General features: G+C 66.8%; 25 protein-coding genes. 14 read left to right on the plus strand and 11 right to left on the minus strand.

Features of this window, described 5'->3' with window-relative positions; all coding sequences use genetic code 11:
- Positions 1–147 precede the first annotated feature (147 nt).
- Together BM43_RS17555 and BM43_RS17560 are read left to right on the plus strand one after the other, a co-directional pair.
- Entirely contained in the window at positions 148–3,696 is a 3,549-nt protein-coding gene (locus tag BM43_RS17555; protein ID WP_036053128.1) for a hybrid sensor histidine kinase/response regulator, read from the plus strand.
- A gap of 55 nt (positions 3,697–3,751) precedes the next feature.
- The gene (locus tag BM43_RS17560) at positions 3,752–4,663 is read left to right on the plus strand and encodes a response regulator transcription factor (protein WP_036040010.1); all 912 of its coding nucleotides are present in this window, start codon (positions 3,752–3,754) and stop codon (positions 4,661–4,663) included.
- 47 nt (positions 4,664–4,710) lie between these two features.
- On the opposite strand, the gene BM43_RS17565 is transcribed toward BM43_RS17560, so the two are convergent.
- A complete protein-coding gene (locus BM43_RS17565) occupies positions 4,711–5,382 on the minus strand; it encodes a TetR/AcrR family transcriptional regulator (RefSeq protein ID WP_042286234.1) in 672 nt (223 codons plus the stop codon).
- A gap of 136 nt (positions 5,383–5,518) precedes the next feature.
- On the opposite strand from BM43_RS17565, the gene BM43_RS17570 reads away from it, so the two are divergent.
- Complete coding sequence (locus tag BM43_RS17570) at positions 5,519–6,811, plus strand: NAD(P)/FAD-dependent oxidoreductase (protein WP_036050172.1); 1,293 nt, start codon at positions 5,519–5,521, stop codon at positions 6,809–6,811.
- 31 nt (positions 6,812–6,842) lie between these two features.
- Here BM43_RS17570 and BM43_RS17575 read toward each other — a convergent pair whose 3' ends face one another.
- Complete coding sequence (locus tag BM43_RS17575; protein ID WP_036050170.1) at positions 6,843–7,337, minus strand: GNAT family N-acetyltransferase; 495 nt, start codon at positions 7,335–7,337, stop codon at positions 6,843–6,845.
- A 122-nt stretch (positions 7,338–7,459) separates the two neighbouring features.
- Positions 7,460–8,425 (minus strand): LysR family transcriptional regulator, encoded by a 966-nt coding sequence (locus tag BM43_RS17580; protein ID WP_042286233.1) that lies wholly within the window; start codon positions 8,423–8,425, stop codon positions 7,460–7,462.
- A 24-nt stretch (positions 8,426–8,449) separates the two neighbouring features.
- Here BM43_RS17580 and BM43_RS17585 point away from each other — a divergent pair, with 24 nt between their 5' ends.
- On the plus strand, positions 8,450–9,076 hold the full coding sequence (locus BM43_RS17585) for a GNAT family N-acetyltransferase (protein WP_158380926.1): 627 nt from the start codon (positions 8,450–8,452) through the stop codon (positions 9,074–9,076).
- A 77-nt stretch (positions 9,077–9,153) separates the two neighbouring features.
- On the opposite strand, the gene BM43_RS17590 is transcribed toward BM43_RS17585, so the two are convergent.
- A complete protein-coding gene (locus tag BM43_RS17590; protein ID WP_013698637.1) occupies positions 9,154–10,071 on the minus strand; it encodes a LysR family transcriptional regulator in 918 nt (305 codons plus the stop codon).
- Here BM43_RS17590 and BM43_RS41365 point away from each other — a divergent pair.
- The 6 genes from BM43_RS41365 to BM43_RS17615 all read left to right on the plus strand — a co-directional run bounded on the left by BM43_RS41365 (position 10,070) and on the right by BM43_RS17615 (position 14,712).
- A complete protein-coding gene (locus BM43_RS41365) occupies positions 10,070–10,213 on the plus strand; it encodes a hypothetical protein (protein ID WP_155296538.1) in 144 nt (47 codons plus the stop codon). The two genes, BM43_RS17590 and BM43_RS41365, sit on opposite strands and share 2 nt — an antisense overlap.
- A gap of 127 nt (positions 10,214–10,340) precedes the next feature.
- Positions 10,341–11,120 carry a 5-oxoprolinase subunit PxpA gene (locus BM43_RS17595; protein WP_025101677.1) on the plus strand — a complete coding sequence of 260 codons (780 nt, stop codon included), beginning with the start codon at positions 10,341–10,343 and terminating at the stop codon, positions 11,118–11,120.
- A gap of 35 nt (positions 11,121–11,155) precedes the next feature.
- The gene (locus BM43_RS17600; RefSeq protein ID WP_013698639.1) at positions 11,156–11,398 is read left to right on the plus strand and encodes an acetyl-CoA carboxylase; all 243 of its coding nucleotides are present in this window, start codon (positions 11,156–11,158) and stop codon (positions 11,396–11,398) included.
- 5 nt (positions 11,399–11,403) lie between these two features.
- Complete coding sequence (locus BM43_RS17605; RefSeq protein WP_036053119.1) at positions 11,404–12,855, plus strand: acetyl-CoA carboxylase biotin carboxylase subunit; 1,452 nt, start codon at positions 11,404–11,406, stop codon at positions 12,853–12,855.
- A complete protein-coding gene (locus tag BM43_RS17610) occupies positions 12,852–13,727 on the plus strand; it encodes a 5-oxoprolinase subunit B family protein (protein ID WP_036050168.1) in 876 nt (291 codons plus the stop codon). The genes BM43_RS17605 and BM43_RS17610 overlap by 4 nt, the downstream gene beginning before the upstream one ends.
- Complete coding sequence (locus tag BM43_RS17615; protein ID WP_036050167.1) at positions 13,717–14,712, plus strand: 5-oxoprolinase subunit C family protein; 996 nt, start codon at positions 13,717–13,719, stop codon at positions 14,710–14,712. Before BM43_RS17610 ends, BM43_RS17615 begins: the two co-directional genes overlap by 11 nt.
- Here BM43_RS17615 and BM43_RS40560 read toward each other — a convergent pair.
- On the minus strand, positions 14,709–14,948 hold the full coding sequence (locus BM43_RS40560) for a hypothetical protein (RefSeq protein ID WP_133167825.1): 240 nt from the start codon (positions 14,946–14,948) through the stop codon (positions 14,709–14,711). The two genes, BM43_RS17615 and BM43_RS40560, sit on opposite strands and share 4 nt — an antisense overlap.
- Between BM43_RS40560 and BM43_RS17620 the strand changes: the two genes are divergently transcribed.
- Positions 14,941–16,293, plus strand: coding sequence for a purine-cytosine permease family protein (locus tag BM43_RS17620; RefSeq protein WP_036050165.1), 1,353 nt, complete (start codon positions 14,941–14,943; stop codon positions 16,291–16,293). The genes BM43_RS40560 and BM43_RS17620 overlap by 8 nt on opposite strands.
- 2 nt (positions 16,294–16,295) lie before the next feature.
- Here BM43_RS17620 and BM43_RS17625 read toward each other — a convergent pair whose 3' ends face one another.
- Positions 16,296–16,748: a GNAT family N-acetyltransferase gene (locus tag BM43_RS17625; RefSeq protein ID WP_036050164.1), complete on the minus strand. Its 453-nt coding sequence runs from the start codon at positions 16,746–16,748 to the stop codon at positions 16,296–16,298.
- Between the two features lie 466 nt (positions 16,749–17,214).
- Between BM43_RS17625 and BM43_RS17630 the strand changes: the two genes are divergently transcribed.
- Positions 17,215–18,837, plus strand: coding sequence for an NAD(P)/FAD-dependent oxidoreductase (locus tag BM43_RS17630; protein WP_036050162.1), 1,623 nt, complete (start codon positions 17,215–17,217; stop codon positions 18,835–18,837).
- A gap of 104 nt (positions 18,838–18,941) precedes the next feature.
- Here BM43_RS17630 and BM43_RS17635 read toward each other — a convergent pair whose 3' ends face one another.
- Complete coding sequence (locus tag BM43_RS17635) at positions 18,942–19,184, minus strand: hypothetical protein (RefSeq protein ID WP_020381230.1); 243 nt, start codon at positions 19,182–19,184, stop codon at positions 18,942–18,944.
- A gap of 302 nt (positions 19,185–19,486) precedes the next feature.
- Here BM43_RS17635 and BM43_RS17640 point away from each other — a divergent pair, with 302 nt between their 5' ends.
- Entirely contained in the window at positions 19,487–20,032 is a 546-nt protein-coding gene (locus tag BM43_RS17640) for a hypothetical protein (RefSeq protein WP_226285320.1), read from the plus strand.
- A 101-nt stretch (positions 20,033–20,133) separates the two neighbouring features.
- Here BM43_RS17640 and BM43_RS17645 read toward each other — a convergent pair whose 3' ends face one another.
- The 3 genes from BM43_RS17645 to BM43_RS17655 all read right to left on the minus strand — a co-directional run bounded on the left by BM43_RS17645 (position 20,134) and on the right by BM43_RS17655 (position 22,870).
- Entirely contained in the window at positions 20,134–20,553 is a 420-nt protein-coding gene (locus BM43_RS17645; protein ID WP_013698646.1) for a phosphate-starvation-inducible protein PsiE, read from the minus strand.
- A gap of 201 nt (positions 20,554–20,754) precedes the next feature.
- A complete protein-coding gene (locus BM43_RS17650) occupies positions 20,755–21,435 on the minus strand; it encodes a YfdX family protein (RefSeq protein ID WP_017918492.1) in 681 nt (226 codons plus the stop codon).
- 568 nt (positions 21,436–22,003) lie between these two features.
- Positions 22,004–22,870 carry an AraC family transcriptional regulator gene (locus tag BM43_RS17655; RefSeq protein WP_036050157.1) on the minus strand — a complete coding sequence of 289 codons (867 nt, stop codon included), beginning with the start codon at positions 22,868–22,870 and terminating at the stop codon, positions 22,004–22,006.
- A gap of 133 nt (positions 22,871–23,003) precedes the next feature.
- On the opposite strand from BM43_RS17655, the gene BM43_RS17660 reads away from it, so the two are divergent.
- Positions 23,004–23,666 (plus strand): glutathione S-transferase family protein, encoded by a 663-nt coding sequence (locus BM43_RS17660; protein WP_036050154.1) that lies wholly within the window; start codon positions 23,004–23,006, stop codon positions 23,664–23,666.
- 71 nt (positions 23,667–23,737) lie between these two features.
- Here BM43_RS17660 and BM43_RS17665 read toward each other — a convergent pair whose 3' ends face one another.
- A complete protein-coding gene (locus BM43_RS17665) occupies positions 23,738–24,469 on the minus strand; it encodes an SDR family oxidoreductase (protein ID WP_036050152.1) in 732 nt (243 codons plus the stop codon).

The raw sequence follows: 24,469 nt of genomic DNA on the forward strand, positions 1-24,469 counted from the left end.
CGGCGTGTGGAGCGGAATGTAGGAAGCCAAATAAAGCACCGGAATACGTCGATTGACGTATATCCCGAGGCGCGCCTGGAATGTAACTTGCGTGACGCATCCCGCCCGCCATCCGCGCACCAACCTGGATCACCCGACATGGCTCCGATGCACCAGTCCGTCGCCCCCGAGCCCGCCGCGGGGCCCGATCTCCGGCCGATCACGCAGCGCATCGTCAAGGTGCGCCGCGACTACAACGCCTGGGTCGGCGACGAGACGCTGGAGGACTACGCGCTGCGCTACACGCCCAGCTCGTTTCGCCGCTGGTCGGAATTCCGGGTCGCGAACACCGCGATCGGCGCGGTCTCGTTCCTGGTGCTGGAGGCGATCGGCGGCAGCCTGGTGATCGACTACGGCTTCACCAACGCGGTCTGCGCGATCGCGGCGGTGTCGCTGCTGATCTGGCTGACCAGCCTGCCGATCAGCTACTACGCGGCGCGCCACGGCGTCGACATGGACCTGCTCACGCGCGGCGCCGGCTTCGGCTATATCGGCTCGACCGTCACCTCCCTTCTCTACGCGAGCTTCACCTTCATCTTCTTCGCGCTGGAAGCGGCCATCATGTCGCTCGCGCTGCAGCTGGTGTTCCCGATCTCGATCGGCCTGGCCTACGTGATCAGCTCGCTGGTGGTGATCCCGATCGTGATGTTCGGCATCACGCTGATCAACCGCCTGCAGAGCTGGACCCAGCCGCTGTGGCTGGTGCTGTTCGTGCTGCCCTACGGCGCGGTGCTCTGGCACCACCCCGGGCTGCTGCGCGAATGGACCACCTTCGCCGGCTTCGCGCCCGAGGGCCGCGCGTTCAGCGCGATCGCCTTCGGCCAGGCCGCCACCGTGGTGTTCGCGCTGATCGTGCAGGTCGGCGAGCAGGTCGACTACCTGCGCTTCCTGCCGCCGCTCACCGCGCGCAACCGGCGGCGCTGGTGGATCGCATTGCTCAGCGCCGGGCCCGGCTGGATCGTGCCGGGCGCGCTGAAGATGCTGGGCGGCGCCTTCCTCGCCTTCATCGCGATCCAGCACGAGATCGACGCCACCCAGGCCGCGCAGCCCGCCCAGATGTACCTGCTCGCCTACCACCTGCTGCTAGACCCGCTGGGGCTCGCGTCCTGGGCGGTGCCCGTGGCCGTGCTGTTCGTGATCGTCTCCCAGTTGAAGATCAACGTGACCAATGCCTACGCGGGGTCGCTCGCCTGGTCGAACTTCTTCGCGCGGCTCACGCACAGCCATCCGGGGCGCGTGGTGTGGCTGGTGTTCAACGTGCTGATCGCGCTGCTGCTGGTGGAGATGGGCGTGTTCGAGGCGATCGGCAAGGTGCTGTCGATGTACGCCAACGTGGCGATCGCCTGGGTGGGCGCGCTGTTCGCGGACCTGGTGGTCAACAAGCCGCTCGGCTACAGTCCGCGCGACATCGAGTTCAAGCGCGCCCACCTGTACGACATCAACCCGGTCGGGGTGGGCGCGATGACGATCGCCACCGTGGTGGCGATGCTCGCGCACGGCGGCGCGTTCGGCGAGCTGGCGCGCGCCATGTCGCCCTTCATCGCGCTGGGCGTGGCCTTCGTGAGCGCGCCGGCGATCGCGATCGCCACGCGCGGGCGCTACTATCTCGCGCGCCAGGCCGAGCCGGGGCCGCCCGGCGGCCTGCGCCGCTGCGCGATCTGCGAGAACGAATTCGAGCACGAGGACACGGCCCACTGCCCCGCCTACGGCGGCACCATCTGCTCGCTGTGCTGCTCGCTCGATTCGCGCTGCCACGATCGCTGCAAGCCGCATGCGCGGCTCGGCGCGCAGCTCGACCGGGTGCTGCACCGCCTGTTCCCGAACGCACGGCTCGGCGCCACCGGGCTGCGCCTGGCGCATTACCTGAGCCTGCTGCTGGCGATCTCGCTGCTGCTGGCCACGGTGCTCTACCTGATCTGGTCGCAGAGCGCCGATTCGCTGGCCACGCCGGGCTCGCCCGCCTGGCACGAACTCGCCAACGCCTATGTGAAGGTGTTCGTCGCGCTCGCGCTGATCGGCGGTATCGCCGCCTGGTGGCTGGTGCTGGAGCGCGAGAGCCGGCGCGTCACGCAGGAGGAATCGCAGCGCCAGACCGAGCTGCTGATGCACGAGATCGAGGCGCACCAGAAGACCGACGCCGCGCTCAAGCGCGCGCGGGCCGCGGCGGAAGCCGCCAACAGCGCCAAGAGCCGCTACGTGACGGGCTTGAGCCACGAGCTGCGCACGCCGCTCAACAGCATCCTCGGCTACGCGCAACTGCTGCTGCAGGCGCGCGAGGAGATCCCCAGCGCTCGGCTCAACGCGATCCGCACCATCCACCGCAGCGGCGAGCACCTGCTCGCGCTGGTCGACGGCCTGCTCGACGTGGCGCGCATCGAGGCCGGCAAGCTGCAGCTGAACATCGCGCCGATCTCGCTGCCCGACTTCCTCGCGCAGATGAATTCGATGCTGCGCCCGCAGGCGGTCGAGAAGGCGCTCGAGTTCGCGGTGCAGCCGGCCGGCTGGCTGCCGCCGACCGTCAAGACCGACCAGAAGTGCCTGAGCCAGATTCTCACCAACCTGATCGGCAACGCGATCCGCTTCACGCAGGCGGGCGGCGTGACGCTGCGCGTGGGCCACGCGCTCGACACGCTGACCTTCGAGGTGGTCGACACCGGCCCCGGCATCGCGCCCGAGGAGATGGAGCGGCTGTTCCTGCCCTTCGAGCGCGGCACCGCGGCCAGCGCGCACGATCACGGCGCGGGGCTGGGCCTGACCATCTGCAAGCTGCTCACGCACGCGCTCGGTGGCAGCCTGGAGGTGGACAGCGAGCCGGGGCGCGGCACGCGCTTCGTGGTCAAGGTGTTCGCGCCGGCGGTGCGCAGCGCCGCGCCCGCGCGCACCGAGCTGGCCGATATCGGCGGTTATCGCGGGCCGCGGCGCACCCTGCTGATCGTCGACGACCTGCCCGACCAGCGCGCGATCGTCGCGCAGATGCTCGCGCCGCTCGGCTTCGGGATTGTCGAGGCCGGCAGCGGCATCGATGCGCTGCGCTGGCTCGGCACGCAGGCCGCCGACGCGATCCTGATGGACATCTCGATGCCCGCCATGGACGGCTACGAGACCAGCCGGCTGATCCGCGAGCGGCGCATCTCGGCCGCGCCGATCATGCTGCTGTCCGCCAATGCCTTCGCCGACGATCGCGAGCGCGCGATCGCGATCGGCTGCGACGACTATCTCGTCAAGCCCGTGCAGGTGCCGGTGCTGCTCGACAAGCTGGCGGCCCTGCTCGAACTCGAATGGGTGATGAAGGACGAGGGGCCGGCGCAAGCGAGCACCGCGGCGTCGACGGCCACGCGCATCGAGCTCGCGGCAGCCGGCGGCCACGCGATGACGGCGGCGGCCGCGTCATCGATCACGGGCGGTTCGCCCGCGGCCGCCGAGGAACCCGCCTTCGCGGTCGCGCCGACGCCCCTGCCCCGCGCGATCCACGCGCAACTGAAAACCCTGCTCGACGTCGGCTACGTGCAGGGCCTGATCGAGGCGCTCGACGCGGCCGTCGCGCGCCGGCCGGGTCTCGCCCCGGCGCTGGCCGCGCTGCGCGAGCGCGCCGAGCTGTTCCAACTGAAGGATTTCGAGCATGAGCTTGACCGTCTCCCGCTCGGCGCCGATGACTGAAGCCGCGCGCCCGCTCCCCGATGCCGCGCTGCCCGGCGTGCTCGGCAACCGGCCTGTGGTGCTGATCGTCGACGACACGCCCGACAACCTCGCCCTGCTGTCCGACACCTTGCGCGCCGACGGTTACGCGGTGCTGGTGGCGCTCAGCGGCGACGACGCGCTGAAGTGCCTGGCGCGCGTCACGCCCGACGTGGTGCTGCTCGACGCGATGATGCCGGGGCTCGACGGCTTCGAGACCTGCCGGCGCCTCAAGCTCGACCGGCGCCACGAGCACCTGCCGGTGATCTTCATGACGGCGCTGGCCGAGAGCGAGCACGTGGTGCAGGGCTTTCGCGTGGGCGGCATCGACTACGTGACCAAGCCGGTGCGCCCCGAGGAGGTCTGCGCGCGCATCGCCGCCCATGTGCAGCGCTCGCGCGCGCAGCGTTATGCCGACACGGTGCTCGGGCTCGACGCGCGCGCGGCGGTGATCGTCGACGGCGCGGCGGCGATCCGCTGGCAGAGCCCGCAGGCCGCGCCGCGGCTGGCCGGCTACGACCCGCTCGGGCGCGAGGCGGGCCTGTCGGTGGCGCGCGCGAAACTGCCGCCGCCGCTGGCGCGCTGGTTCGCGCAATGGCTGGAACAGGGTTGCCCCGAGGATGCCGTGCATGAGACCGCCGACGGCGGCGTGCGCCGTTCGGCGCGCGTGAGCGGCACGCGCGAGCAGGGAGAATGGGTGATCGTGCTGGAAGCCTGGGACGACGGTGCCCAGGTGGCTGCCCTGCTCGAACGCTTCGGGCTGACCACGCGCGAGGCCGAGGTGCTGCTGTGGGTCTCGCGCGGCAAGACCAATCGCGATATCGGCGACATCCTCGACATGGCGCCGCGCACCGTCAACAAGCACCTCGAGCACCTGTTCCGCAAGCTGCATGTGGAGACGCGCTCGGCTGCCGCGGCGCTGGCGGTGAAGGCGGTGGGTCGCGCCTGAGGCGGGGAGGCGCGGCGCGGGCTGGGCGGGCCGCGTGCGGCGGCGCCCTAGCCGAGCATCGCGATCGCGGTCGCCAGCACTTCGCGCTTGAAGGCGGCCGGCCGCGCCGGCAGGGACGAGAACGCCGCCAGCACGTGGCTGTAGGAGACGGTCTTGCTGACGCCGTTGGCGATCATCGAGAACAGGATCTCGGGGTCGCGCGCGGGCATCTCGCCGGCCTTCATGGCGCGCGAGATCAGCGGCAGGAACACGTCGTGAACCGGGCGCACCAGGCGATCGACGAGGAAATCGAGCCGCTCGCCGTGCTCGGTGGCGGCCGTCGAGAAGAACATGCCGACATCGGGCATGGCGAACACCTGGTCGATGAAAAACGCCATCGCCTGCTCCACGCGCTGGCGCGGCGACAGCTCCGGCGTCTCGTGCAGCGCACGGATGCGCTCGATCATCGGCGCCACTTCGTCGGCGATCTGCTCGACCACGGCCGCCCACAAGGTCTCCTTCGAACCGAAATGATGGCCGACCAGCGCCGCGTCGACGCCGGAGACGCGCGCGATCTCGCGCGCGCTGGTGGCGTGGTAGCCGCCCTTGGAGAAGGCCGCGCGCGCATTGCGCAGCAGCACGTCGGCACCGCCCGCGTCGCTGGCGGCGGGCCGGCCGCGCGCGCGGCGTCGTTGGGTGGCCGTCGCGGCGGCATCCAGGGAATCGTTCGGGGACTTCATCGGGTCGAGATCGGCAAACCGGGAAATGACGAAGTTTAACCCTTGCCTTCCATCCGGCAGCCCCCTCGCATTGACAGCGAACAAGGGCTGCCCTTACCATCGTCTGTCGAATTCAACACATGATGAATAAATCGCGATGAAACATCGACCGAGAATCGTCGTCGTGGGCGGCGGCATTGCGGGCCTGTTGCTGGCCACGCGCCTGGGCGACACGCTCGGGCGCAAGCAGTGCGCCGACGTGACCCTGATCGACAAGAGCCCCACGCATATCTGGAAACCGATGCTGCACACGATCGCCGCCGGCACGCGCGAGATCCAGCAGCAGCAGGTGATCTTCCTCGCGCATGCGCGCGAACACGGCTTCACCTACCAGCCCGGCGAGATGGTCGGCATCGATCGCGCCACGCGCGAGATCGACCTGGCCGCGATCGAGACCTCCGCCGGCGAGACCCTGATCGGGCCGCGCCGGATCGGCTACGACGTGCTGATTCTCGCGGTGGGCAGCCGCGCCAACGATTTCGGCACGCCCGGCGTGACCAGCCATTGCCACTTCATCGACAACCAGGTCGAGGCCGAGGCCTTCAACGAGGCGCTGCGCGTGCGCATCTTCCAAAGCGTGGTGATGAACCGCGACCTGCGCGTGTCGATCGTCGGTGCCGGCGCGACGGGGGTGGAACTGGCCGCGGAGTTGAGCCACCTGCTCGAGGTGGCGAGCAGCTACGGCGACCCGGCGATACGCGAGCGGCTCAAGCTGTCCTTGTATGAAAGCGGGCCGCGCATCCTCGCGGCGTTTCCGGAAACCGTGTCGAAATCGAGCGAGGCGCAACTGCGCCAGATCGGCTTCGAGGTGCACACCGGAACGCGCGTGACGGCGGCCGGGCCCGATGGCCTGCAGCTCGCCGACGGCGGCAGCCAGCCGGCCGACATCATGGTCTGGTCGGCCGGCGTGAAGGCACCGACCTTCCTCGGCCAGTTGGCCGGCATCGAGGTCAATCGCTCCAACCAGGTCGCGATCGGGCCGACCTTGCAGAGCGTGGACGACGAGCACATCTTCGCGGTCGGCGATTGCGCGAGCTACACGCCGGCAGGCCAGGAGCGCCCGCTGCCGCCCACGGCCCAGGTGGCCACGCAGCAGGCACGCTTCCTGGCCAGGCACCTGCCCGCCTGGCTCGACGGCAAGCCCCTGCCCGAGTTCCACTTCCAGGATCTCGGCGCGCTGGTGTCGATCAGCGACTACAACGCCTTCGGCACGCTCGGGCAGTTCGGCTTCTTCCGCGGCGGCTTCATCAAGGGACGTTTCGCACAACTGAGCCACGCGATGCTGTATCGCCAGCATCAATACGCGCTGCATGGCCTGAGGAAGTCGGCCCTGCTGTGGAGCGCCGAGCGCCTCAACGGCTGCGTGCGGCCCACGATCCGGATGACCTAGGCGTCACGACCCTGGCGCGCGTGGGCGCGGCTCAGAGCGGCATCACCATCTCGTGCCAGGTCATGCCGCCATGGTCCGATTCCGAAGGCTTCACGTACTGGTAACCGAGCTTGCGATACAGCTCGACGTGGCGGTCCTTGCACATCAGGTGGATGGTGGCCTTGCCCATCGCCCGCATGCGCGCCACGAAGCTGTCCATCAGCAGCTTCGCATAGCCCTTGCCATGCTCGGCGGGGTCCAGCACCACCGACATGATCACCACGTTGGGCGCCTCGGCGTCGTGCCCGACCAGCTCCTTGAAGGCCTCGTCCGACATCACCACCTGGTGGGCACAGCCCGAATTGATGAAGCCGATCACGCGGCCCTCGCGCTCCAGGACGAGAAATCCCTGCGGATATTGCGCGATGCGCGTGGCGATCTTCTCGCGCGTGGCCGCCTCGTCGCCCTCGTAGGCCGAGATCTCGATCGCGTAGCAGCGATCCGCGTCGGTCGGCAGTGCGTCGCGCAGGTGGAGTTCGTGGTTCATCCCGGGTACCTGTTCAATCCAATCGATTCCAAGCACGCGATCATAGGGCGCCGGGGCGAACCGCGCGCTGAAACTTCTTCATGGGCGGCTGTATGCCATGCAGTTTGCCGCTCGGCCGAGCCTCAGGTTCCGTGCCGCTTTTTCCGTAGCTTCGCGGGCAGCGGGGGATTCGCCGCCTCCAGCGCCTGCCGCAGTTGCTCGCGCATCCAGGCATGCGCCGGCGTGCCGGCATGCCGGGCGTGGAAATACACGCGCAGGGTGTAGTCGGGGCTCGCGAACGGAGTCGGGAACAGCGACAGCGACGTGGCCCGGCTCAAGGCCTCGGCCGCGCGACGCGGCAAGGTGAGCAGCAGCTCCGTGTTCGCGACGATGAAGGGCGCGGCCAGCACGCTCGGCAGGCAGACGGCGACCTGGCGCCGATGTCCGCCGCGCGCCAGCACCGCATCGATGATGCTGCCCGAACTCGCCCAGGGCAGCACCGCCACGTGTTTCTCCGCCAGGTAGGTGTCGAGCGGGAGCGAACCCGCGATGCGCGGATGCGGCTGGCGCGCGACGACCACATAGTCGTCGGTGTAGCAGGCGAAAGACTCGACGCCCTCGCCGGAAGGCCCTTCCTCGTCGGAGAATCCGAGCGCGAAATGCGCGCGGCCGGCAGCGAGATCCTCGAGGGCATCGCGATGGCTCGAATACACGACGTTCACCCGCAGCTCGGGCGCCAGCGCCTGCAAGCGCGCCATCAAGCCCGGCAGTACCGCGAAGGCCGTGAAATCGGTGGCCGCCAGCGTGAACACCTGAGTGCTGCTGGCGGGCACGAACGGGCCGGCCGCGCCGAGGTGGTCCGACAGCAGGCGCAGCGCGTCGGAGACGGCCGGCGCGATCTGGTCGGCCAGGGCCGTGGGCTGCATCGCGCTGCCGTAGCGCACGAACAGCTCGTCGTTGAAGCGCGTGCGCAGGCGCGACAACGCGTGGCTGCAGGCCGAGGCGCTCAGGGCCAGCTCGTCGGCGGCCGCCGCCACGCTGCGATGGCGGTGCAGCGCGTCGAGCACGAGCAGCAGGTTCAGGTCGAGACGGCGCAGAGCATCATGCATGACATGCATTTTTCGAGACGAGAGATGCAGTATGCACAGCATTGGGCGGGCTCGCGAGAGGACGGCGCGGCAGCACCGCCGATCGGCCCGGCACGCATGGATTATTTGTTTTCCTGTGACGAATTCCGGTTCAATGGCGGGTGGTACATCCATGAACCCTCCTTGAACCTCATGACCAGTCATCCCATCGACAGCCAAGCGCCGGACCAGCCCTACTCGATTCGCCGCGCGCGCGTGGACGACCTGCCATTGCTTTACGAAGGCGAGCTGTCCTATATCCTGGCCATCGAACCCGAACAGGAAGCCGGCTGGCGCCGGGCCATGGGCGCGCATCTGCGCCAATGGATCCGGGACCTGCCCTTCATGTATGTGGCGCAGCAGCAGGGCACGCCGATCGGCTATTGCTTCTGGGAACGCCACGGCGAGCAGGCCGTGCTTGCCTCGATCCATGTCGTCGAGGCGCATCGGCGTCGCGGTATCGCGCGCAAGCTGCTCGACGCCTATATCGCGGACGCCCGCTCGCACGGCCCGCTCGAGCTGGTGCTCGGCGTGAAGGCCGACAACCCCGCCCGGGGGCTGTATGAAACCGCCGGCTTCGCGTTCACCCACGAGGCGGACGGTTATCGCCATTACCGCTACTCGGCCGGATAAGCGCGCGGCCTCGCTGCTTCCCGGACGACGGTGACGCGAGCGGCCATGACCGCGCCGGAACACCGCCCTCCCCCGTCTCAGGCGCCGCCCGTCAACGGACGCGGCTCCATGAAGGTATGCCGGAAATACTCGCGCACGGCCAGCATCGCCGGGCTCAACTCGGCGTTGCGGCGCCAGGCGAGCCCCACGCTCATCGGCGGCACCGGATCGCGCAGCTGCATGGTCTCGATGCGCCGCCCTTCCAGCGACCAGGGCCGATACACCATGTCCGACAGGATCGCCACGCCGCTGCCGTTGGCCACCATGCTGCGCACCGCCTCGACCGAGGACGTGCGCAGCTTCACGTTCGGACGGTAAGGCGTTTCGTTCCAGTAGCGCAGGGCCGTGTAGGCGGCCTCGTCGACGGTCAGCATCACGAAGGGTTCGGCCGCCACGTCGGCGAGCGTGACGTTCTCGCGCTTGAGCAGCGGATGCTGCGCGCACAGCCAGAGACGCCGCGGCGAATGAATCACCGGCTCGAGCATCAGCTCCGGATTCGCGACGTTGGAGGTCAGCAGCACGGCCATGTCGTAGCGATCGGTGATCAGGCCTTCCTCGATCGACTCGCGATTGAGCTCGTGCAACTGGATGTTCAGGCGCGGATACAGGGTGCTCATGCGCTGCAGGTGATGCGGCAGGAAATAGCCGAGCACCGTGTAGCTGGCGGCCAGCGTGAGCGTGCCGCTCAGCGTGCTTTCCAGGTTCGGGATGCGCATCGCCTCGTCGACCGAGGCGAGGATCGTGTAGGCCTGGTTGAGGAAGCGGCGCCCCGTGGTGGTGAGAGTCACGCCCGTCGCGGTGCGCATGAAGAGCTGGGTGCCGAGGCTGTCCTCCAGCTCCTTGATCGCGTTGGTGACCGCCGACTGCGAAATCGTCAGTTGAATCGCCGCCTGGGAGATCTGGCCGAGTTCGGCGGTCGCGACGAAATACTTCAGCTGGCGCAGCGTCAGGGCCATGGCAATCATCCGAAAAATCGATATCGAGATGGCCGATATCTTATTCCCACCAAAATCCATCGGGCGCGAGCCTGTCGATATGCCCCTGGCAACCGGCTCCGCGCCGATTTTCACGCATTCCGGCGGCGCCCACCCCATCTGAAAAACAGATACGGTGCCATATAAAAATAGAACTATTTTGACCGGCGGCCAGCGGCTACTGTGCTTCTCGATGGGGTGAACGCGGCTTGCCGGCCGCGTCCTCGCCCCGCATCGAGGAGAACGCCAGCATGAAGAAACACCGCGTCGACCTGAACTCCGACATGGGGGAAGGCTTTGGGGTATGGACCGTCGGCGATGGCGTCGACGAGGAGATCATGCCGCTCATCAGCTCGGCCAATATCGCCACCGGCTTCCACGCCGGTGATCCCAACATCATGGCGCGCACCGTGCAGCTCGCCCGCCAGGCGGGCGTCGGCGTGGGCGCGCATCCGGGCTTTCGCGACCTGGTCGGCTTCGGCCGCCGCACGCTCACCGAGACGCCGCAGACGCTGGTCAACGACATCGTGTTCCAGCTCGGCGCGCTGCGTGAATTCGCGCGCCTGCACGACGTGAGCGTGCAGCACGTCAAGCCTCACGGCGCGCTCTACATGCTGGCCGCGCGCGACGAGAACCTGTCGCGCCTGCTGGTGGAGACGCTGCAGCGGCTCGACCCGACCTTGCTGCTGTATTGCATGGAAGCCTCGGTGACCTACCGGATCGCCCGCGAACTCGGCCAGCCGGTGGTGCGCGAGTTCTACGCCGATCGCGACTACGACCGCAGCGGCTCGATCGTCTTCACGCGCCGGGTGGGCCGGCTCGACCCCATGCAGGTGGCCGCCAAGGTGCTGCGCGCCTGCGTCGAGGGGCGCGTCGCGACGGTCGACGGCGAGGACATCGAGATCGACTTCGATTCGGTCTGCATCCATAGCGACACGCCCGGCGCGCTGCAACTGGTCGAGGCCACGCGCGCGGCGCTCACGGCGCACGACATCCGGGTGGCGGCGCCGAGCTACCCCGTCGCGCGCTGAACCGCGCGCCCCGAATATCGATGAGGACTACCCAGATGGCACAACACGAGATCGTCAGCCCCCTGCCCGGCACCTTCTATCGGCGCGCCTCGCCGGACGCCGCGCCCTATGTCGAGGTCGGCACGCCGGTCGACAGCGACACGGTGGTGGGACTGGTCGAGGTGATGAAGCAGTTCAACGACGTCGAGGCGGGCGCGGCGGGCCGCATCGCGGAAATCCTGGCCGAGGACGGCGAGCCGGTCGATGCCGGCCAGGTCCTGATGCGCATCGAGGCCTGAGCATGATGAATCCGTCGAACACGCCCCACGACAGCGCCGCCAGCGCGGCCTTCTATCGACCGAAGCGGATCCGCACCGTGCTGGTCGCCAATCGCGGCGAGATCGCCGTGCGCGTGATCCGCGCGGCACACGAGCTCGGCATGCGCGCCGTGGCGGTGGTCAGCGACGCCGATCGCGACAGCCTGGCCGCGCGCCTGGCCGACGAGGCGATCCCCATCGGCTCCTCGCACGCGGCCAAGAGCTACCTGAATCCGGCGGCCATCCTCGCCGCCGCGCAACAATGCGGCGCCGACGCGATCCATCCCGGCTACGGCTTCTTGTCGGAGAACGCGGACTTCGCGGCCCAGGTCGAGGCGGCCGGGCTGATCTTCGTCGGCCCCTCGCCGGCCGTGATCGCCACCATGGGCGACAAGGCCAAGGCCCGCGAAACCGCGCAGCGCGCCGGCGTGCCGACCGTGCCGGGCAGCAACGGCGTGGTGCTGTCGCTCGACGAGGCACGCGGGATCGCAGAAAGAATCGGTTACCCGATCATGATCAAGGCCGCGGCCGGTGGTGGCGGTCGCGGCATCCGCGTCGCGCACGACGCGGCCCAGCTCGATGCCGAGCTGCCGCTGGCGCAGCGCGAGGCGCAGGCCGCCTTCGGCAACGGCGGCGTGTACCTGGAGCGCTTCATCGCGCGGGCCCGCCATATCGAGGTGCAGGTGCTCGGCGACGGCCGCGAGGTGGTGCATCTGTTCGAGCGCGAATGCTCGCTGCAGCGGCGCCGCCAGAAGATCATGGAGGAGGCGCCTTCGCCCTCGCTCACGCCGGAACTGCGCCAGGCACTGTGCGCCTCGGCGACGCGGCTCGCGCGCCAGGTCGCCTATCGCAGCGCGGGCACGCTCGAATACCTGTTCGACGAGACGCGCGGCGAGTTCTATTTCATCGAGATGAACACGCGCATCCAGGTCGAGCACCCGGTCACCGAGGCGATCACCGGCGTCGATCTCCTGCGCGAAACCCTGCGCATCGCCGACGGCGAGCCCCTGCGCCTGAGCCAGGACCAGATCGTGGCGCGCGGCGCGGCGATCGAATGCCGGATCAACGCGGAAGATCCGGTGCAGGACTTCCGGCCGAGCCCGGGCCGCATCGAGGAACTCGCCTGGCCGACCGGGCCCGGCGTGCGCATCGACTCAATGCTGTTCCAGGGCTACACGGTGCCGCCGTTCTACGACTCGCTGCTGGCCAAGCTGATCGTCGCCGACGAAAGCCGGCCGGCCGCGCTGGCGAGGCTCGAGCGCGCGCTCGCGGAGCTGCATGTCGGCGGCGTGAAGACCACCGCGCAACTGCATCGCGCCCTGCTGGCCGACCCCGACGTGCGCGCCGCGCGCTATCACACGAATTTCCTGGAAGCCTGGATCCCGGCCTGGCGCGAGCGGCTCGCCGCCGCTGCCGGGCCTCGCGAGGAGGCCGCATGACCACGCGCTACACCTTCGGCGGCGACGAATTCATCTTCGTCGAGATCAGCGAGGAGATGTCGCTCGACGCCTTCTTCAAGGGCACCGCGATCACGCGCGAGCTGCAACGGCGCGCGGTGCCCGGCATCGTCGACATCTGCCCGGCCAATGCCTCCTACCAGGTTCGCTACGATCCGGACCTCATCGATCCCGAGGCGCTGCTGGCCCTGCTCAAGCAGATCGAGGCGGAAACCGGCGACGCGCAACTGGAGATCGCCACCCGCATCATCGAGATCCCGGTGCTGTACAACGATCCCTGGACCCACGAGACGCTGATGCGCTTTCGCGAGCGCCACCAGGACCCGGATTCGACCGACCTGGAATACGCGGCGCGGATCAACGGCAAGCGCGATGTCGACGAGTTCATCGCCGCGCATTCCGGTTCGCCCTGGTTCGTGTCGATGGTGGGTTTCGTGGCGGGCCTGCCCTTCATGTTCCAGATGGTCGAGCGCGAGCGCCAGTTGCAGGTGCCCAAGTACGTGCGGCCGAGGACCGATACGCCGAAGCTGACGGTCGGCCATGGCGGCTGCTTCGGCTGCATCTACTCGGTGCGCGGCGCGGGCGGCTACCAGATGTTCGGCGTCACCCCGGCGCCGATCTTCGATCCCGAGCAGCGGCTCGACTACCTGCGCGACTTCATGGTGTTCTTCCGCCCCGGCGACATCGTCAAGTTCAAGCCGATCAACCGCGCCGCCTATGACGAGGCCGTGGCCGCCGTGGAAGCGGGCAGCTTCTCGCTGCGCGTGCGCGAGGTGAACTTCTCGCTCGAATCCTTCCTGCGCGATCAGGACGCGTACAACCGTTCATTGGTCGAGGTGCTCCATGCCGACTGACTCCCGCCCCGCCATCGAGGTCGTCAAGCCCGGACTCGCCACCTCGGTGCAGGATACCGGCCGGCCCGGTTATTACCGCGTCGGCATCCCGCCTTCCGGCGCGCTCGACCAATACGCGCTGCGGGCGGCCAACCTGCTGGTCGGCAACCACGAAAGCGCCGCGGCGCTCGAATGCACCCTGCTCGGCCCGCAACTGCTGTTCCATGCCGAGGCGCTGATCGCCGTGACCGGCGCCGAGATGCAGCCGAAGATCGACGGCGTGGTCCAGGCCTGCAACGTGGCGCTGCGCATCAAGGCGGGCAGCACGCTGAGCTTCGAATACGTGAAGGGCGGCGCGCGCGCCTGCCTGGCCGTGGCCGGCGGCATCGACGTGCCGGTGGTGCTAGGCAGCCGCTCGACCTATGCGCTGGGGGCGTTCGGCGGCCACCAGGGGCGGCGCCTGCAGAAGGGCGACCAGCTCGCCATCGGCCGCGATCGCGGGCCGGCGCGCGAAGGCACCGCGCTGCCCGAGCGCCTGCGCACGCCGCTGGCGCGCGAGGTGGCGCTGCGCGTGCTGCCGGGCCTCTATCACCACCGGCTCACCGACGAATCGGCCCGGACCTTCTTCGAGGACAGCTGGACCGTCGCCCCCGAGGCCGACCGCATCGGCTATCGCTACAAGCAGGGCCGCCCGCTCGGCTTCCGGCCGCGCGAGCAGCCGTTCGGCGCCGGCGCCGATCCGTCGAACATCGTCGACGCCTGTTATCCGATCGGCTCGATCCAGGTGCCCGCCGGCCTCGAGCCGATCATCCTGCATCGCGATGCCGTGTCCGGGGGCGGCTACGCGACCATCGGCACGGTGATCAGCGCCGACCTCGACCTGATCGGCCAGATGCAGCCGAACCACCAGGCGCGTTTCGTTTCCGTGACGATGTCCCAGGCGCTGGCCGCCCGGCGCGACGCACAACTGCGGCTGGCCCGCCTGCGCGACGTGCTGCTGCGCTAGCACGACGACGCGACCGCGACGGGCAGCGCGCCCTGCTCGCGGCCGCGCTCGTTCAACACCCGGTTCCCGATCGTTCGCGCGATGTCCAGCATCGCGCGCGAAGCGTCGCGCTCGTTCGAGGCGCGCGCGGCAATTCCTGCACGTCGTTCCGGCAACGTCGCGGCCGATCTCCTCCCTGGCTCGCGGCGCGGCCCTTTCCACATCCCTTGTGTATTGAGGAGCAGTTCGATGGCCAATCTGAAACAGGAAGCCGCCGCGGGCGATCTCGATCTATCGATCGCCGCGATTCCGGAGCAGGCCCGCATGCCGGCGTTCTCGCTCACCATGGCCTGGTGGGCCGTGTGCAGCGCGGTGTTCTATATCGTCGTGGGTGCAACCCTGGCGCTCGGTTATGGCGCGCGCAACGCGCTGATCGGGATGGCGCTGTCGGTGGTGGCCTATGGCCTGGTCAACTCGGTGATCAGCCGGTATGCCGTGCGCACCGGGCTGTCGGTCGCGCTGTTCTCGCGCGTGCTGTTCGGCAGTTCGGGCGCGGCGCTCGCCACCCTGATCTTCTTCGCGACCGCCATCTACTACGCGGTGTTCGAGGGTTCGGTGATCGCCGTGGCGGCCCACACGCTGTTTCCCGTGCTCGACTACCGATGGGCGGCGTTGATCGTGGTGGCCTACAGCGTGCCCCTGGTGTTCGGCAGCGTGCAGCACTGGCTCGACAAGTTCAACGGCGTGCTGCTGCCCTTCTATCTGTTCGGACTGCTGGCGGCCGTGGTGCTGACCACGCACGAATACGGCTACAACGCCGCGTGGCTCGATTTCGGGCCGAAGGGCGCGGTGCCCGCCAACGGCTGGTGGAACTGCTTCGTGTACTACATGGGCGTCTGGGTGCTGATGATGTTCACCTTCGACTACGCCCGCTTCGGTCGCCGCAAGGACGCCGTCTATCACGGCCGCTTCAACTTCGGCATGCCGTTCTACCTGGTCACCTTCCTGCTGAACGGCGCGGTGGGCATCTACCTGGTCAGCACCACGCCGGGGCTCGGCACCTTGTCGGAAGTCTCGGTGGTGCTGGCCCTGCTCAAGCTGATGGGCATCTGGGGGCTGCTGTTCGTGTGGGTGACGCAATCGCGCATCAACACCGCGAACTACTACCTGGCCACCATCAACATGCAGGCCTTCTTCGGCAAGCTGGCCGGGCTGCGCGCGCCGAAGTTCGTGTGGGCGCTGGTGGTCGGCGCCGTGGTCTATGCGCTGATGATGGCCGACGTGTTCTCGAAGATCCTCCAGGCACTCGCCTACCAGGGCATCTTCGTGGTCGCCTGGGTGGGTGTCGCGCTCGCGCATATCCTGTCGACCCGTTACGACGAACTGGTCGGCGAGACGATCGAGTATCGCGATTCGCATGTCCCGGCCTTCAATCCGGGCGGCTTGAGCGCGTGGTTCGCCGGGGCCTTCGCCGGCCTCGTGCTGATGAACATGACGGGCACCGCGCAATCGCTGTCGGCGCCGGCGAGCTTCGCGGTGTCCTGGATCGTCTATCGCGGCATGCTCGGCTCGGCGAAACGGACCTGGTTCGTGCGCGGCTGAGTTCAGGCCGTGAGCGGCTTGCTCATGAAGACGCGCTTCATGCCATCCGACTCGCGGTGCGTCTCGACGTAGCCGATGCGCGTGTAGCGCGCGATGTTCTCCGTCATGGTCTCGTTCGTGTAGAGACGGATGACGCGGTAGCCCGACGCCCTGGCCGCCTGCTCGGCGTATTCGAGCAGGTGATGCCCGAGCCCGGTTCCCCTCGCGGCAGAAGCGACGGCCACGTTGTGCAACAGCATCGCATCCGCTTCGGGGATCAGCACGAGCAGGCCCTGGACGGCGCCGTTCGTCTCGACGACGCGGACCCGGCCGGCGTCGATCAGGGCCGCGTAGTCGTCCAGCATCGGGCCGGGCGGCCTGCCCATTCGTGCGATGTAGGGCGAGTAGGCCTGGTGGACGATTGCCTCGATGGCTTGGCGATCGGCTGGTGTGGCCGGGCGGGGAGTCGGGTGCATGGGGTGGTTGGGGATGGATGGGGACAGGTGCCGAGGTGATCGATGCGGGGGCCCGGGAGCCGGGCGTCACCCGCCCTGATACGCTCCCGCCGCCGTCCAACAGCCGGACGCCCGCGCGGCATTTATAATAGCGACCTTCCATGCTGGCCAGCCTGAACGACAAGGGCGGCAACGCCCGCATGGCGTGGCTTTCGCACCAACCAGCCGCTGGCGCCGCCAGCGTGGATCCGGAGCGTTTTTCGCAGCCGGGTCGCCCCCGAAGCGGGAAAACTCATCGGCAGCCGGCGCCGCAAGACGGCGCCGAATCCGCCCGGCCTGGTCAGTGTGCAGCCCCGCATACCGTTTTTCCGGCGATGAATGCCTTGCATCCCCGATGCCAGGATGGCGAACCCAGCCGCCACCGGCATGCCGGCCCACATACGTCACAACATCGCCACGGCTGCGTGGCGACCGCATTCGAGTACACATGTTACGGCTAAGCGAAGTCAAACTGCCCCTCAATCATGCCGAGAGCGATCTCGATGACGCGATTCGCGCGCGCCTGGCCGAACTCGGCGTGGCCGTGGACGAGCCGCTGCGCTACACGGTGTTCCGCCGCGCGCACGATGCCCGCAAGCGCGCCGACGTCAAGCTGACCTATATCGTCGATCTCGAGGTGAAGGACGAGGCGGCGGCGCTCGAGCGCATCGCCGGCAAGCCGAATTGCGGCCCGACGCCGGACATGCGCTACCACTTCGTCGCCAAGGCGCCCGAACACAGCACGGCCTTGCGCCCGGTGGTGATCGGCATGGGCCCCTGCGGCCTGTTCGCCGGGCTGCTGCTGGCCCAGATGGGATTCCGCCCCATCATCCTCGAACGCGGCAAGGCCGTGCGCGAGCGCACCAAGGACACCTTCGGCCTGTGGCGCAAGAGCGTGCTGCATCCGGAATCCAACGTGCAGTTCGGCGAAGGCGGCGCCGGCACGTTCTCGGACGGCAAGCTGTACAGCCAGATCAAGGATCCGCATCACTATGGCCGCAAGGTGCTGGACGAGTTCGTCAAGGCCGGCGCGCCGGAAGACATCCTGTACCTGAGCCGGCCGCATATCGGCACCTTCCGCCTGGTCAGCATGGTGGAGAAGATGCGCGCGACCATCCACGAACTCGGCGGCGAGGTGCGCTTCGAAACGCGTGTCGACGACATCGAGATCGAGCAGGGCAAGGTGCGCGCGCTCAAGCTCTCGAACGGCGAGACGCTGCGCTGCGATCACGTGGTGCTGGCCGTGGGCCACAGCGCGCGCGATACCTTCCAGATGCTGCACGATCGCGGCGTGTTCATCGAGGCGAAGCCGTTCTCGCTGGGTTTCCGGATCGAGCATCCGCAAGGGCTGATCGATCGCAGCCGCTTCGGCAAGTTCGCGGGCCACAAGCTGCTTGGCGCGGCCGATTACAAGGTGGTGCATCACTGCAGCAACGGGCGCGCCGTCTACAGCTTCTGCATGTGCCCCGGCGGCACGGTGGTGGCGGCCACCTCCGAGCCGGGCCGGGTGGTGACCAACGGCATGAGCCAGTACTCGCGCGCCGAGCGCAACGCGAATGCGGGCATCGTGGTCGGGATCACGCCGGAAGATTATCCGGGCGGCCCGCTGGCCGGCATCGCGTTCCAGCGCAAGTGGGAAGAGCGCGCGTTCGAGCTGGGCGGCGGCGATTATCATGCGCCGGGGCAGTTGGTCGGGGACTTCATCGCCGGCCGGCCGTCCACCTCGCTGGGCTCGGTGGTGCCCTCGTACAAGCCGGGCGTGCGCCCGACCGACCTCAGCACCGCGCTGCCGGATTATGTGATCGAGGCGATTCGCGAGGCGCTGCCGCAGATCGACAAGAAGATTTCCGGGTTCGCCATGCACGATGCCGTGCTGACCGGCGTGGAGACGCGCACCTCGTCGCCGATCCGCGTGCGGCGCAAGGACGATTACCAGAGCATGAATGTCGAGGGGCTGTATCCGGCGGGTGAAGGTGCCGGTTATGCGGGTGGGATCTACTCGGCCGCGATCGATGGGATCGAGGTGGCGCAGGCGGTGGCCTTGAGCATGATCGGGACGAAGACGTCCTGATGCCACTGGGGGCGGCGCGCCGGTAAACCGCCCCTTCAGTCCGCCTCGACGGCAAGGCTGAATCATCGGTAAGGCCCGGCCTCAAACACCGATAGGCGCCCCCGTCATGAAACGATGAAGATGCGCTCCAGGCTGCGCCAGAGCATCGCCACGGTGATGGCGCCCCCGCCTGCGAAGGGGGCGTTCGCCTGCATGTCGAACCACCTCCGCGCGTGAGCGCGTGCCGAGGAGGCCAGATGAGGCGGCAGGCGCTGCCGTACGACGAAAGCATCGGCGATCTCCTCCGCCATGGTTCGGTCAATCAGTTCGGCGACACCCGTCTGCGCCGCACGCAACGATCTGTTCATCGTTCTTTTCCCCGACATGCGGCCCGTGTGCGAAACCGCGACGCCTCGCGCCTCGTTGTTCTACGCTATCCGGCAAGCCTCAAAGGCACCTGTAGACGCTTGCGCGCGATGCTGCCGCCCCGTCACGCCGCAGGCACCGCCGGATTTCTCATCTCCACCGGCGGCACGGCCTTCATCCTCGACCACCGCGGCGATTTCCCCGCGCTTCCCAGGCAACTTGCGACAGCGGTTGCCGTCAGTTCCCAACCAGGCATCTTCCGCAGCGGCAAGGGCCCTGGCCGCGGGCGAGCCAGTCGCGCCGCGTGACGACCGACCTGGCGGGCGGAACGTTCCGCTTTTCGTGCCGCTTGACAAATCCGGAATGCCATTCAAATAATCCGCCCAGCCCAATTCGATTGCTTCGGGATACTGATTACAAACAGCATGATTTCAAAATCATAATGAAAATATTCTTCGGCATCTTGAGCGCGGCGATTCTGCTTCTTTCCTTTCCGGCTCGTCCATGGGCAGCCACCACTTATATTTGCGGGTACGATATTTCAAAAAACTCGGCCTTTGAAATATCAGATGTCGTGATTTCGATCGACAAAAAGGATTCGGTGGCGATCGCCTGCAACCCGGGCGCCATGAACTACCGTGAAACCTTCCACCTGGTGGAGGACACCTCGACGGATATCGTTTTTTCAAGTCAGAATTCATCATCCGCCATCGGCAAGGAAACGACCTCCGTCTTCGGACTGGACCTTCGGACCGGCCGCTTGTATCACTGCCTGAATCGATTCAGAATGCCCGGCAATCCCATATGGGTGGCCACTTGCATCAAGGCCGACAACCGGCAGACGATCTAGGCGACAAGCAGGAACCGGGAGCCGACGGGCTCCATGCCTCGATCGACAATCGCCATTGCTTTCGGTCTCGCGGCGAACCTCGCCCCGGTTCAGGCTCCTGTCTAAGCCATCTCGTCCAGTTTCCGCTCGGAAGATTGTCCGGGGAATTTGCACTGCCCGTATCGAATCACCAGCACCCCGATCGCCATCAATACAACCGCAAGTGCCGAGGCAAGCAGATGCGCCTCCGTATTCGTTGCAGCCCGAAGGATGATGTCTCGGGCAATGGAACCGATCGCGATATAAAGCGGGAAACGCACCGGTAATTGGCCGGACTTGAGATATTGACTGACCATCGCGAACACTTCCAGGAACAGGAACATCAGCAGCAGGTCGGTGAGGGTCACCTGCTCCGTTCGGATCACGCTCCATACCAGATTCGCCAATGCGATCGCGGTGCCGAGGCCGATGACGATGAGGCCGAGCATCTCGCAAATCTCCATCAACCATTTCAGATGAGATTCAAGTCTCTCTCGCAACATGGTGCTTCATCCAGGACGCGTGTCCAGGCATGGCCCGTGTCGACCAGACGCCAATACGAGCGCCTATTCGATGGACACGACTGAGGCGATGGGATCCCGGGAGCCGAGCCTGCCGGCATGGGGCGCGTCGGCTTGCTCCTTCTCGTTTGCGCCGAACGGCAAATCCAGCGGAACGCTCGACTCCCAGGGGCGAACATGCCCTCAACCACGGCTCGTCGCTTGCGGCACCGCATTGATATCAAGATGATCGAATCGCACGCTGCCTTGTATCTGGCGCAGCACTTGTCCGGCCTCGTAATACTTTCCCGCGTCCAGCAACGCCGAGGCCTGGTCGATCCGGGTGGCCGTCTTTGCCAGCGGCACCACGTCGACGGTGTAATCGACGTTGACATCGGCGAGCTTGAGCGCGCGGATCGCCGCGGAGCGATCGCCGCTCTTCAGGGCCGCGTTGGCGTGATCCACCGCTTTGGCCTTTATCGGCTGGCCGGCGAAATCGTCGAGGATCACCACGTCGCCAGCGACCGGCAGCCATGCCGTCTGCGCCTCACCTGCCGGGCTTTGGTGTTTGCCCGCGGCATCGGTCAGCGACGATGCCGCCCGCAGAAATGCCGAATCGTCGGACGCGGCCGCTTTCATCGCGGTTTTGGCTTGGGCCAGCAGGTGCGCCGCGTCATCCGGATCGCCATTGAATAGCGCGGAACGTGCGGCTCTCACATCGTCCATGGCGTGGCTTCCGGCGCCGGACAGCTTCGTGAAATCCTGCTTCATGGCAGTCGGTTCGGAAGTCGAAGCAAATGCGTAATGAATTGGCAAGACACCAATTGATAGAGCGACTGCCGCCATCAGGCAAGCTGCTGCATTTCTTTTTCTTTGGATCAGCATTTCAACTCTCCTTTCAAGAACATCGACTTGGAAGACAACACCGGGATTGGCTTTCGCATGCAATACCCGCCCGGTGCTGCCAAAGATAGGGCGCGGAAATTAACCGATACTTAAGGCGGCATGGTCGCGCCGCTGCTCGTGTGCGATGCATGATCGGCATGTGCCCGGCACTGCGGACAACGCGCCCGGCGTCGAATGGCGCGGCGACCATCGAACCACGCGGCACGGCTCGCGCACTGGCGCCAAACCTGATTGACGACGTGCCGACATGGCGGCGTCTCGACGGGATTCTTGCTGCATGCCACGGTTGAAAAAGAAAGGCCGCCGCGGTTGCCCGCAAGCGGCCTGCATCAGTTTCGCGTGGCACGCTACTTCGGCGCCGACATCACCAGATCGATTTTCCGGCCCGCCTTCTTGTGCCCGTCCCTTGCCCTCGTCCACTCTCCTCGAGATCGTGATCTCCGCGCGATTGTCTTTTCCACGGCAGAGCCCGCCCGGCCGTGTATCGTCAGGCAGGTCACCCCGATCTGTCGAGCCTCGTGGGGAACAAGCCTGCGTGGCACGCAGATCATTCTTCGGGAATGTCGTGTTTCGGCGATATGCCGAATTTACGCATGTAATCACGGCTGAACTGCGCGGCGCTTTCGTAGCCGACGTCAAATGCCGCCGTGGAAACCGAAAGCATGCCGGCACGCAACAAGCGGCGTGCCTCCATGAGCTGGAGCCCCTTTCGATACTGAAGCGGCGACGAAGCCGTGACCGCCTTGAAATGCTTGTGAAACGAGGACGGGCTCATCCCCACGCTGCGTGCGAGCTCGGGAATCTCGACCGAGGAACGAAACTCCCGCCGCAGTCGCCCTATCGCACGCGCGATGGCGCTGGCGTGACTGTCGCGGCGAATCAGATCGCGCAGCATTGCCCCGAACGGCGCCGTCGCGAGCCGGTAATGGATTTCGCGCGAGACCAGCGGCCCCAGCACCTCGGTATCGATGGGCCTGCCCGCCAGCGCGAGATAGCGATAAAACGCATCGACGAGCTCGGCGTCGCAGGACTGGACTGCCAGAGAACGCGATGGCGTGGCTGGGAAACGCGATGCGTCCAGTGCCTCGTACAGATCGCGCAGCAAATCCAGTTCGATGTTGAAGATCAGCGCAAGGTACGGGGCCTTCGTGACACGGGCGATTACCGGAAGGTCGTGACTGACGAGCAGGCACTCTCCCGCATGCATGGGATACGACTGGAGACCCAGCACCGTTTCTTTTCGCCCCTGGAGGATCAGGATAACCACCGGCTCGTAGATCGCGGCCTCGAACGAGGTCGGGCGCTGATGCCGGATGATGCCGAGGCCCTTCAGCGCTTGCACATACTGGCTGGCATGGGCGTTGGCGCGAGGAAACTGCCGCCCGGCGAGTTCAGCGAGATCGGTGAGGTTCATGGCGCGAGTCTAGCACCGTGCCTGCAGGATCCTGTCCGGGGCTGGAGGATCGAGCAAGAACCGGATAGATATCGGCAAGCCTCCCGGCGCATGGCGTCGTACATTGAGCCTACGCTCAACCACACATCGAACCATGACCAATCATTCGCTGACCGTGCATCACCTCGGGCATTCTCAATCGGAACGAATCGTCTGGCTCTGCGAGGAGCTCGGGCTCGAATACGAGCTGAAACGATACGACCGACGCAAGGACAACCGGATGGCGCCGCCGGAATATCAGGCGTTGCACCCGATGGGGACCGCCCCCGTCATCAAGGACGGGCCGCTGGTACTCGGCGAATCCGCTGCGATCGTCGAATATCTGATCGAGATTCATGGCAATGGGAAACTCGCCGTGAAAAAAACCGAGCCCGGATTCGCCGACCATCTGTATTGGTTCCACTTCGCCAACGGAACACTGCAGCCCCTTGTCTTGCAGGTATTGCTCCTGGAACGAGCCGGTTCGTTCAAGGAGAATGCGGTGCTGCGCGGATTGCAGACGCGCTTCGACCTGGTTTTCTCGATGATCGACGCGCGACTGGGCGACACGCCTTATCTCGCCGGTCCCGAATTGACGTCCGCGGATATCATGACCGTGTTCTCGCTGACCACCATGCGGCGGTTCAAGCCCTACGACCTTTCGACGTGGCCCAACATCCTGGCCTACCTGCAGCGCATCGGCGCGCGCCCGGCATATCAGCGTGCGATGCGCAAGGCAGATCCGGACACGGCGCCGTTGTTGGACGCTACCTCGTAGCGCATTGGAAGCCGTCGGCACGCGAGGCAGTTCCGCGGGCGAAACATTCGGGCCTTGCGCCCGCCACGATGTCAGTCCTGCGCGGTCGGCCGAATGACGATGCTGCCTACATCCACCTCAGGCGGTTGATCGATCGCGAAGAGGATGCCCCGCGCGATCGCATCCGGCGAAATCGCAATGGCTTTCAAACGATCGTCGACCGCGGCCTTCGCTGCCTGATCGCTTATCGAATCTCCGAAGTTGGTGTCAATCACTCCCGGTGAAATCTCCGTGACACGGAGCTCGGGTCCAGCTTCTTGTCGCAGCGCCTCCGTTGCGGTGCGCACAGCGTTCTTGGTGGCAGCATAAACACCCATCGTCGGCAAAATCTTCAGGCCCGCCGTGGATATCACATTGATCACATGGCCGCTCCCCTGCCCCGCGAACACCGGCAGGGCCGCCGCAATGCCGTATAACGTGCCGCGCAGATTGACGTCGATCATCGCATCCCAATCATCCACGCGCAGCGCGTCGAAGCGGGAGATCGGGCCGATGCCGGCGTTGTTCACCATCACGTCGAGACGCCCGAAGTGGGTCACCGCATGTGCAACCAGGGCTTCCAGATCGGCGCGCCGGGTCACGTCGGTGACGAGATGGCATGCCCGCCCCCCGGCATGGTCGATCTCGGCCGCCAGGCTAGCCAGTTCCACCTCGCGCCGGGCACCCAGCACGACTGCGTGGCCCTGCTTCGCCAGCAAACGTGCCGTTGCGCGGCCAATCCCACTGCTTGCGCCCGTGATCGCAATCACCTTGGTACCGTTCAT

The sequence above is a fragment of the Burkholderia gladioli genome, assembly GCF_000959725.1.
Lineage (GTDB): Bacteria > Pseudomonadota > Gammaproteobacteria > Burkholderiales > Burkholderiaceae > Burkholderia > Burkholderia gladioli.

Excerpts from the sequence above, each read along its gene's own strand:
- BM43_RS17620 (WP_036050165.1), top strand. The coding sequence starts at position 14,941 with ATGGCCAATCTGAAACAGGAAGCCGCCGCGGGCGATCTCGATCTATCG.
- BM43_RS17610 (WP_036050168.1), top strand. The coding sequence starts at position 12,852 with ATGACCACGCGCTACACCTTCGGCGGCGACGAATTCATCTTCGTCGAG.
- BM43_RS17565 (WP_042286234.1), bottom strand. The coding sequence starts at position 5,382 with ATGAAGTCCCCGAACGATTCCCTGGATGCCGCCGCGACGGCCACCCAA.
- BM43_RS17570 (WP_036050172.1), top strand. The coding sequence starts at position 5,519 with ATGAAACATCGACCGAGAATCGTCGTCGTGGGCGGCGGCATTGCGGGC.
- BM43_RS17660 (WP_036050154.1), top strand. The coding sequence starts at position 23,004 with ATGACCAATCATTCGCTGACCGTGCATCACCTCGGGCATTCTCAATCG.
- BM43_RS17615 (WP_036050167.1), top strand. The coding sequence starts at position 13,717 with ATGCCGACTGACTCCCGCCCCGCCATCGAGGTCGTCAAGCCCGGACTC.
- BM43_RS17625 (WP_036050164.1), bottom strand. The coding sequence starts at position 16,748 with ATGCACCCGACTCCCCGCCCGGCCACACCAGCCGATCGCCAAGCCATC.
- BM43_RS17665 (WP_036050152.1), bottom strand. The coding sequence starts at position 24,469 with ATGAACGGTACCAAGGTGATTGCGATCACGGGCGCAAGCAGTGGGATT.
- BM43_RS17630 (WP_036050162.1), top strand. The coding sequence starts at position 17,215 with ATGTTACGGCTAAGCGAAGTCAAACTGCCCCTCAATCATGCCGAGAGC.
- BM43_RS17600 (WP_013698639.1), top strand. The coding sequence starts at position 11,156 with ATGGCACAACACGAGATCGTCAGCCCCCTGCCCGGCACCTTCTATCGG.
- BM43_RS17555 (WP_036053128.1), top strand. The coding sequence starts at position 148 with ATGCACCAGTCCGTCGCCCCCGAGCCCGCCGCGGGGCCCGATCTCCGG.
- BM43_RS17655 (WP_036050157.1), bottom strand. The coding sequence starts at position 22,870 with ATGAACCTCACCGATCTCGCTGAACTCGCCGGGCGGCAGTTTCCTCGC.
- BM43_RS17585 (WP_158380926.1), top strand. The coding sequence starts at position 8,450 with ATGCAGTATGCACAGCATTGGGCGGGCTCGCGAGAGGACGGCGCGGCA.
- BM43_RS17605 (WP_036053119.1), top strand. The coding sequence starts at position 11,404 with ATGAATCCGTCGAACACGCCCCACGACAGCGCCGCCAGCGCGGCCTTC.
- BM43_RS17595 (WP_025101677.1), top strand. The coding sequence starts at position 10,341 with ATGAAGAAACACCGCGTCGACCTGAACTCCGACATGGGGGAAGGCTTT.
- BM43_RS17635 (WP_020381230.1), bottom strand. The coding sequence starts at position 19,184 with ATGAACAGATCGTTGCGTGCGGCGCAGACGGGTGTCGCCGAACTGATT.
- BM43_RS17590 (WP_013698637.1), bottom strand. The coding sequence starts at position 10,071 with ATGGCCCTGACGCTGCGCCAGCTGAAGTATTTCGTCGCGACCGCCGAA.
- BM43_RS17580 (WP_042286233.1), bottom strand. The coding sequence starts at position 8,425 with ATGCATGATGCTCTGCGCCGTCTCGACCTGAACCTGCTGCTCGTGCTC.
- BM43_RS41365 (WP_155296538.1), top strand. The coding sequence starts at position 10,070 with ATGGCAATCATCCGAAAAATCGATATCGAGATGGCCGATATCTTATTC.
- BM43_RS17645 (WP_013698646.1), bottom strand. The coding sequence starts at position 20,553 with ATGTTGCGAGAGAGACTTGAATCTCATCTGAAATGGTTGATGGAGATT.
- BM43_RS17575 (WP_036050170.1), bottom strand. The coding sequence starts at position 7,337 with ATGAACCACGAACTCCACCTGCGCGACGCACTGCCGACCGACGCGGAT.
- BM43_RS17650 (WP_017918492.1), bottom strand. The coding sequence starts at position 21,435 with ATGCTGATCCAAAGAAAAAGAAATGCAGCAGCTTGCCTGATGGCGGCA.